The sequence below is a fragment of the Geobacillus sp. ZGt-1 genome, assembly GCF_001026865.1.
In the GTDB taxonomy this organism is placed as follows: domain Bacteria; phylum Bacillota; class Bacilli; order Bacillales; family Anoxybacillaceae; genus Geobacillus; species Geobacillus thermoleovorans.
The window spans coordinates 428,677-435,841 of the sequence record NZ_LDPD01000023.1 but is presented as its reverse complement, the minus strand read 5'-3'; the positions used below and the strand labels follow the sequence as shown (position 1 = coordinate 435,841).

8 protein-coding genes, 1 pseudogene and 1 other annotated feature are annotated in these 7,165 nt (G+C 54.1%); all 9 genes and pseudogenes read left to right on the top strand.

What is annotated here, in order from left to right; translation table 11 throughout:
- A pseudogene (locus tag VU18_RS20185) lies at positions 1–112 on the top strand (photosystem reaction center subunit H); the annotation flags it as partial.
- Positions 113–127: 15 nt separating this feature from the next.
- Entirely contained in the window at positions 128–319 is a 192-nt protein-coding gene (locus VU18_RS10990; RefSeq protein WP_008881018.1) for a hypothetical protein, read from the top strand.
- Between the two features lie 11 nt (positions 320–330).
- Complete coding sequence (locus VU18_RS17500) at positions 331–465, top strand: YrzQ family protein (RefSeq protein WP_013144658.1); 135 nt, start codon at positions 331–333, stop codon at positions 463–465.
- A 118-nt stretch (positions 466–583) separates the two neighbouring features.
- On the top strand, positions 584–1,645 hold the full coding sequence (locus tag VU18_RS10985; RefSeq protein WP_021321998.1) for an AI-2E family transporter: 1,062 nt from the start codon (positions 584–586) through the stop codon (positions 1,643–1,645).
- Between the two features lie 47 nt (positions 1,646–1,692).
- Positions 1,693–1,917: a binding site (T-box leader), on the top strand.
- A 46-nt stretch (positions 1,918–1,963) separates the two neighbouring features.
- Positions 1,964–4,600 (top strand): alanine--tRNA ligase, encoded by a 2,637-nt coding sequence (gene alaS / locus VU18_RS10980; protein WP_014196399.1) that lies wholly within the window; start codon positions 1,964–1,966, stop codon positions 4,598–4,600.
- A 67-nt stretch (positions 4,601–4,667) separates the two neighbouring features.
- On the top strand, positions 4,668–4,934 hold the full coding sequence (locus VU18_RS10975) for an IreB family regulatory phosphoprotein (protein WP_011232033.1): 267 nt from the start codon (positions 4,668–4,670) through the stop codon (positions 4,932–4,934).
- Between the two features lie 4 nt (positions 4,935–4,938).
- Positions 4,939–5,355 (top strand): Holliday junction resolvase RuvX, encoded by a 417-nt coding sequence (gene ruvX / locus VU18_RS10970; RefSeq protein ID WP_011232032.1) that lies wholly within the window; start codon positions 4,939–4,941, stop codon positions 5,353–5,355.
- A gap of 15 nt (positions 5,356–5,370) precedes the next feature.
- Positions 5,371–5,670 carry a DUF1292 domain-containing protein gene (locus VU18_RS10965; RefSeq protein ID WP_011232031.1) on the top strand — a complete coding sequence of 100 codons (300 nt, stop codon included), beginning with the start codon at positions 5,371–5,373 and terminating at the stop codon, positions 5,668–5,670.
- 242 nt (positions 5,671–5,912) lie between these two features.
- Positions 5,913–7,004 (top strand): endolytic transglycosylase MltG, encoded by a 1,092-nt coding sequence (gene mltG / locus VU18_RS10960; protein WP_011232030.1) that lies wholly within the window; start codon positions 5,913–5,915, stop codon positions 7,002–7,004.
- Positions 7,005–7,165: the final 161 nt, after the last annotated feature.

The window sequence follows — 7,165 nt, the reverse complement described above, 5'->3', positions numbered from 1 at the left end:
ATACGAGATCAGCGAGGGATTTTTTTCCGATTTGACCGAAGGAAAGAAACGAATGGAGCTCGCTCCGTTCACCGCCAGAGAAGGCGTGGTCACCGTGGAAACAACGATGTAAGGAGAGTGGCTGTCCATGCTCATTTGCCCGAATTGCAAACGAAAAAATTTAGGGAAAATCGGCGTCAACCAGTACTACTGCTGGGATTGCTTTATTGAGCTGTCCGTCTCGAAAGGGATGATCCACGCCCATCAAGTGGAAGAAGACGGAACGTTGAGTTCTCTTGACGACTTGTTTGACGACCACGAACGCACGATCCAATTTTAGGGGGGACACGCATGAACCGGATGATGACGTCGCTGTTAGCAGTCGGATTAGGCGTCGCCGCTTATCAGCTCGCCCAACGAAACGATTGGATGAACGGTCGCACGATGCGGAGGATGCGCCGCCGCTTGATGCAAGCGATCCGCTGACGGCGCTCGCCCTCGCCTTTGCGCGGGGGCGTCGCCTTGTGGCTGTCAAATAGTGCTAAAAGCGGTGAAGGCATATTTCCCGCCGCATCTCCTACACTAAACGGTAGGAGGTGTGGCGATGGGCGAGCAACAATGGCTGTCGTTCTTTCGCATCGGAAAATGGCTGCTCATGACGGCAATCATCTATTTGATCGTTCGGATGAAAGACGTTTGGCGGCCGGTCATTGATTTTATCGCAACGGTGTTGACGCCGTTTTTGCTGGCGTCGTTTATTACGTATTTGCTCTACCCGCTTGTGGAATCCATCCATCGCAAAGGAATGCCGCGCGCCCTTGCCATTTTGTTGATTTATTTGTTGTTTTTCGGTTTGGTCGGCTACGGCTTGTACCGCGGCGTGCCGCTATTCATCGCCCAGTTGCGTGAACTGGATGAACAGCTGCCGTCTTTGATGAATACATACCGCCAATGGGTGCGCCACATCCACGACGAGACGTCGAATTGGCCGCTTGAGGTGCACACGCGCATCGAAGCGATGTTTGCCGAGATCGAGCAGGCAGCGGCGGCCGCCGTCGCGATGGCGATCAACGCCGCCAAATCGTTCATCGGTTCGGCGGCGACGCTGTTGATCATTCCGTTTATCGTCTTCTATATGTTAAAAGACATCGATGTGTTGAAAAAAGCGATTTGGTACATGACACCGAAGCGGTGGCGTGGGCCGGGGATGACGTTTTTGAAGGATGTCGATGAATCGCTCGGCGGCTACATTCGCGGCCAGCTGTTCGTCTGTGCGGCGATCGGTCTGGCAGCGGCGCTCGGCTTGTGGCTTGCCGGCATGGATTATCCGCTGTTGCTCGGCTTTGTCATTGGCGTGACGAACATCATCCCGTATTTTGGCCCGCTGATCGGCGCCGTTCCAGCGGTCATTTTGGCTGCCACCGTCTCGCTGAAAATGGTCGTGATCGTGCTTGTCATCATTTTTACCTTGCAGTTTTTAGAAGGGAACATCTTGTCGCCGTTGATCGTCGGCAAAAGCGTGCATATGCATCCGCTTGTCATTATGCTCGCCCTCTTTGCCGGCGGCGAGCTCGCCGGCGTGCTCGGCCTCATTCTCGCCGTTCCGACGGCGGCGGTGCTGAAAGTGGCCATCGCCCATTGGAAAGAGCATTATGCTTCGCATTGACAAATGCTCTCTGCTTGTCTATAATCTTTCAATGAAAAAAGCGAATACATAACGCGATGACGGATCGAGTATGTTGCAGTCCATCTTAACGCGCGAGCTCGCGCACAGAGAGGAATTTCCGCGGCTGAAAGAAATTCCAGATGAAGGGCAACAGAAGGCTAATCCGGAGCGCAGGCAAAACCTGACGCAAGGCTGCGTTACGGCCAAAGAGGTGATGGGCGTTTTTTGCCCATAAACAGGGTGGTACCGCGAGCATAACTCTCGTCCCTGCAGGGGATGGGAGTTTTTTTATATAAAAGGCGAAAGGGGAGGATCATCATGAAAAAGCTGACATCCGCCCAAGTGCGGCGCATGTTTTTAGAGTTTTTCCAAGAAAAAGGCCATGCGGTTGAGCCGAGCGCATCGCTCATTCCGGTCGACGACCCGTCGCTGTTGTGGATCAACAGCGGCGTCGCGACGTTGAAAAAATACTTTGACGGGCGCATCGTTCCGGAAAACCCGCGCATTTGCAACGCGCAAAAATCGATCCGCACCAACGACATCGAAAACGTCGGGAAAACGGCGCGCCACCATACGTTTTTTGAAATGCTCGGCAACTTTTCGATCGGCGATTACTTCAAGCGTGAAGCGATCCATTGGGCATGGGAGTTTTTGACGAGCGACAAATGGATCGGTTTTGATCCGGAACGGTTGTCCGTCACCGTCCATCCGGAAGACGAGGAAGCGTACAACATTTGGCGCAACGAAATCGGCTTGCCGGAAGAGCGGATCATTCGCCTTGAAGGCAACTTCTGGGACATCGGCGAAGGCCCGAGCGGTCCGAACACGGAAATCTTTTACGACCGCGGCGAAGCGTTCGGCAACGACCCGAACGATCCGGAGCTGTACCCAGGCGGGGAAAATGACCGCTATTTAGAAGTATGGAACCTTGTCTTTTCGCAGTTTAACCATAACCCGGACGGCACGTACACGCCGCTGCCGAAGAAAAACATCGACACCGGCATGGGCTTGGAGCGGATGTGCTCGATTTTGCAAGACGTGCCGACGAACTTTGAAACCGACTTGTTCCTGCCGATCATCCGCGCGACCGAGCAGATCGCCGGCGAGCGGTATGGCGAAGATCCGGACAAAGACGTCGCCTTTAAGGTGATCGCCGACCATATTCGAGCCGTGACGTTCGCGATCGGCGACGGGGCGCTGCCGTCAAATGAGGGCCGCGGTTATGTGCTGCGCCGCCTGCTCCGCCGCGCGGTGCGCTATGCGAAACATATCGGCATTGACCGTCCGTTTATGTACGAACTCGTCCCGGTCGTCGGCGAGATTATGCACGACTACTATCCGGAGGTGAAAGAAAAAGCCGATTTCATCGCCCGCGTCATCCGGACGGAAGAAGAACGGTTCCATGAAACGCTCCATGAAGGGCTCGCCATATTGGCGGAGGTGATCGAAAAGGCGAAAGAGCAAGGAAGCGACGTCATTCCGGGCGAGGAAGCGTTCCGCCTGTATGATACGTACGGCTTTCCGATCGAGCTGACGGAAGAGTACGCCGCTGAAGCGGGCATGACGGTCGACCATGCCGGATTTGAGCGCGAGATGGAGCGGCAACGCGAACGGGCGCGCGCGGCCCGGCAAGATGTCGATTCGATGCAAGTCCAAGGCGGAGTGCTCGGTGACATTAAAGATGAAAGCCGGTTTGTCGGCTACGATGAGCTTGTTGCCGCATCGACGGTCATCGCCATCGTCAAAGACGGGCGGCTTGTCGAGGAAGTGAAAGCCGGCGAAGAGGCGCAAATCATCGTCGATGTGACGCCATTTTACGCCGAAAGCGGCGGACAAATCGCTGACCAAGGCGTGTTTGAAAGCGAAACAGGAACAGCGGTCGTCAAAGATGTGCAAAAAGCGCCGAACGGCCAACATCTTCATGCGATCATCGTCGAACGCGGAACGGTGAAAAAAGGATCCCGCTATACGGCGCGCGTCGATGAAGCAAAGCGGATGCGCATCGTAAAAAACCATACGGCGACCCATTTGCTCCATCAAGCGCTAAAAGACGTGCTCGGCCGCCATGTCAACCAAGCGGGGTCGCTTGTCGCCCCGGACCGGCTTCGTTTTGACTTCACCCATTTTGGGCAAGTGAAGCCAGAGGAGCTCGAGCGCATCGAAGCCATCGTCAACGAACAAATTTGGAAAAGCCTCCCGGTTGACATTTTTTATAAACCGCTCGAGGAAGCGAAAGCGATGGGCGCGATGGCGCTGTTTGGCGAAAAATACGGCGACATCGTCCGCGTCGTCAAAGTCGGCGACTACAGCCTCGAGCTGTGCGGCGGCTGCCATGTGCCCAACACATCAGCCATCGGGTTGTTTAAAATCGTCTCCGAGTCCGGCATCGGCGCCGGCACGCGCCGGATTGAAGCGGTGACCGGAGAAGCGGCATACCGCTTTATGAGCGAACAGCTTGCTATTTTGCAAGAGGCGGCGCAAAAACTGAAAACAAGCCCGAAAGAATTGAATGCGCGTCTTGACGGACTGTTTGCCGAGCTGAAAGAGCTCGAGCGCGAAAATGAATCGCTTGCTGCCCGCCTCGCCCATATGGAAGCTGAGCACCTCACCCGTCAAGTGAAAGATGTAAACGGCGTGCCGGTGTTGGCGGCAAAAGTGCAGGCCAATGACATGAATCAACTGCGGGCCATGGCTGATGATTTGAAACAAAAGCTCGGCACGGCGGTCATCGTGTTGGCGTCCGCCCAGGGCGGAAAAGTGCAACTGATTGCCGCAGTAACGGACGATTTGGTGAAAAAAGGATTCCATGCCGGCAAGCTGGTGAAAGAAGTAGCGTCGCGTTGCGGTGGGGGCGGCGGCGGGCGCCCGGATTTGGCGCAAGCTGGCGGCAAGGACCCAAGCAAGGTCGGCGAAGCGCTCGGTTATGTCGAAACATGGGTGAAATCCGTTTCCTAATTGGCGCGGATCGTGTACAATGGATGTAAAAGGACGGGGTGCCTGAATAAGGAGCGAGGTGGAAACGGTGAGCTCGTTTGACCAAACGATGCAGTTTCATTTTTCCGAGGAGCCGGCCGAGACGAACGTTCGCGAAGTGTTGTTGACGGTGTATGGCGCCTTGCAGGAAAAAGGCTACAATCCGATCAATCAAATTGTCGGCTACTTGTTGTCCGGCGACCCAGCTTACATTCCGCGCCATAAAGATGCGCGTGCGCTCATCCGCAAAATTGAACGCGACGAATTAATCGAGGAATTGGTGAAATTCTATTTACAGGGGCAACGAAAGGATTAACCTGATGCGGACGCTAGGATTAGATTTGGGAACGAAAACGCTCGGCGTTGCCGTTAGCGACGAACTCGGCCTTACAGCGCAAGGATTGGAGACGATCGCCATTGATACGGAGCGCGGCGACTACGGCTTAAAGCGGCTGCGCGCCATCATCGATGAGTACGGCGTCGATACGATTGTCGTCGGGTGGCCGAAAAACATGAACGGCACGCTCGGGCCGCGCGCTGAGGCAAGCGAGCGGTTCGCCGCCAAATTGCGAGAGGAGTTTTCTTTGCCCGTTGTGCTTTGGGATGAACGGCTGTCGACGATGGCCGCCGAACGGATGTTGATCGCTGCCGACGTCAGCCGGAAAAAGCGGCGGAAAGTGATCGACAAAATGGCGGCGGCCGTCATTTTGCAGTCATATTTGGACAGTAAACGATAAATTGGAGGAGAAAACATGGAACACGGAGACCGTCATATTACCGTTGTCGACGAACATGGCAACGAGCAGCTGTGCGAAATTTTGTTTACGTTTGAATCGGATGATTTCGGCAAATCGTATGTGTTTTACTATCCGGTCGGCGTCGAGGCGGAAGATGAGAACGGCGAGACGGAAGTGCACGTTTCCGCCTTCATCCCTGGGGATGAGAACAAAGAAGGCGAACTGCTCCCAATCGAGACGGAAGAAGAGTGGGACATGATCGAAGAAGTATGGAATACGTTTTGCGCTGAACAGGAAGAGGAAGACGACGAATAACGGACAGCAGAGGGGGGCCAAAAGGATCGGGGCCCCTTTTCTTATTGCCGTATTATGCGCTGAGAAACGATAAGTTGTGTTCCATGCAATGGTTCAGACATCTTCTTGTTTGTCCGACAAATGTTGCGAAGGGCTTCGATTGACCGGCGCGTTTCCTCCCCTGGCTTTGCATTTTTTGACCGTCAAGGGCGAAAAATGCGGAACTTTGTAGTATAATATGGCCGGGTGAAAGGAGGACAAAGATGAAACAGAACGATTTTAGGGCGCCAGAGGCGCGGCTTGTGCGGAAAATCGTCTTGATTGTCTGTGCTGTTCTGCTGGCGGCGTTTGTCATTGCCGGCGCCAGCAGTTTCTTATACATCCGTTCAGCGCTTAAGCCCGTCGACCCGAATGACCGCACCCCGGTCCATGTCTCGATTCCGATCGGTTCATCGGCGGCGGCGATTGCCGAGCAGCTCGAACAAAAGCGGCTCATTAAAAGCGCGGCCGTGTTTCGCTTATATGTCCGCTGGAAAAATGAATCCGGCTTCCAGGCTGGGGAGTATGAGTTGACGCGGGCGATGCCAATGGCGCGCATCATTGAGCTGTTAAAAACGGGGAAATCGCTAAAAATCGGATTGAAGCTGACCGTTCCGGAAGGGTCGCAATTGGTGCAAATCGCTGACCTCATTGCTGCGAAAACAGGGTACAAACAAGAACAAATTATGAAATTGCTTAACGATCGCGCGTATATCGAACGGCTGATGAAAATGCACCCGGATTTGTTGACTGATGATATTTTTCGGAAAGGCATCCGCTATCCGCTGGAAGGCTACTTGTTCCCGGCGACGTATGTGTTTGCTGACGAAAAGCCGCCGCTCTCAGAGATCATTGAGGCGATGGTGGCGAAAACGGCAGCTGTGCTTGACACATATAAGGCAGCGATGAAAGAAAAGAACATGTCGCCGCATCAGCTGTTGACGATGTCGTCGCTCATTGAGGAAGAGGCGACGGAAAAAGCTGACCGCCAAAAAATCGCCAGCGTGTTTTACAATCGGCTGCACCGCGGCATGCCGCTTCAAACCGACCCGACCGTTTTGTACGCCCTTGGCGAACATAAAGAGCGTGTGTTGTATAAAGATTTGCAGGTCAATTCGCCGTACAACACGTACATTCATAAAGGGCTGCCGCCGGGGCCGATCGCCAACGCCGGCGTAATGTCGATCGAAGCGGCGCTTGAACCGGCGGCGACCGACTATTTATACTTTTTGGCGACACCGGGCGGCGAGGTCATTTTTACGAAAACGTTGGCCGAGCATAACCGGGAAAAGGCGAAGCATATTGGAAAACAATAGGTCAAAACGGAAGGTAATGGCCGGTGGGGTGAAACGGCTTCGCTTTTCCGCTGTTTTATGGTAGTATAGTTGAACAGACCAACGATAAGAGTCCTTTGCGGCTCTTATTTTTCATGACGACAAAGCGCAAATGCCGGGTTGTATATAGATGCAATTTGAAG

Bases quoted from the DNA above. Each gene is read 5' to 3' on its own strand.
- VU18_RS10990 (WP_008881018.1), top strand. From the start codon at position 128: ATGCTCATTTGCCCGAATTGCAAACGAAAAAATTTAGGGAAAATCGGC.
- VU18_RS17500 (WP_013144658.1), top strand. From the start codon at position 331: ATGAACCGGATGATGACGTCGCTGTTAGCAGTCGGATTAGGCGTCGCC.
- VU18_RS10985 (WP_021321998.1), top strand. From the start codon at position 584: ATGGGCGAGCAACAATGGCTGTCGTTCTTTCGCATCGGAAAATGGCTG.
- alaS (WP_014196399.1), top strand. From the start codon at position 1,964: ATGAAAAAGCTGACATCCGCCCAAGTGCGGCGCATGTTTTTAGAGTTT.
- ruvX (WP_011232032.1), top strand. From the start codon at position 4,939: ATGCGGACGCTAGGATTAGATTTGGGAACGAAAACGCTCGGCGTTGCC.
- VU18_RS10965 (WP_011232031.1), top strand. From the start codon at position 5,371: ATGGAACACGGAGACCGTCATATTACCGTTGTCGACGAACATGGCAAC.
- mltG (WP_011232030.1), top strand. From the start codon at position 5,913: ATGAAACAGAACGATTTTAGGGCGCCAGAGGCGCGGCTTGTGCGGAAA.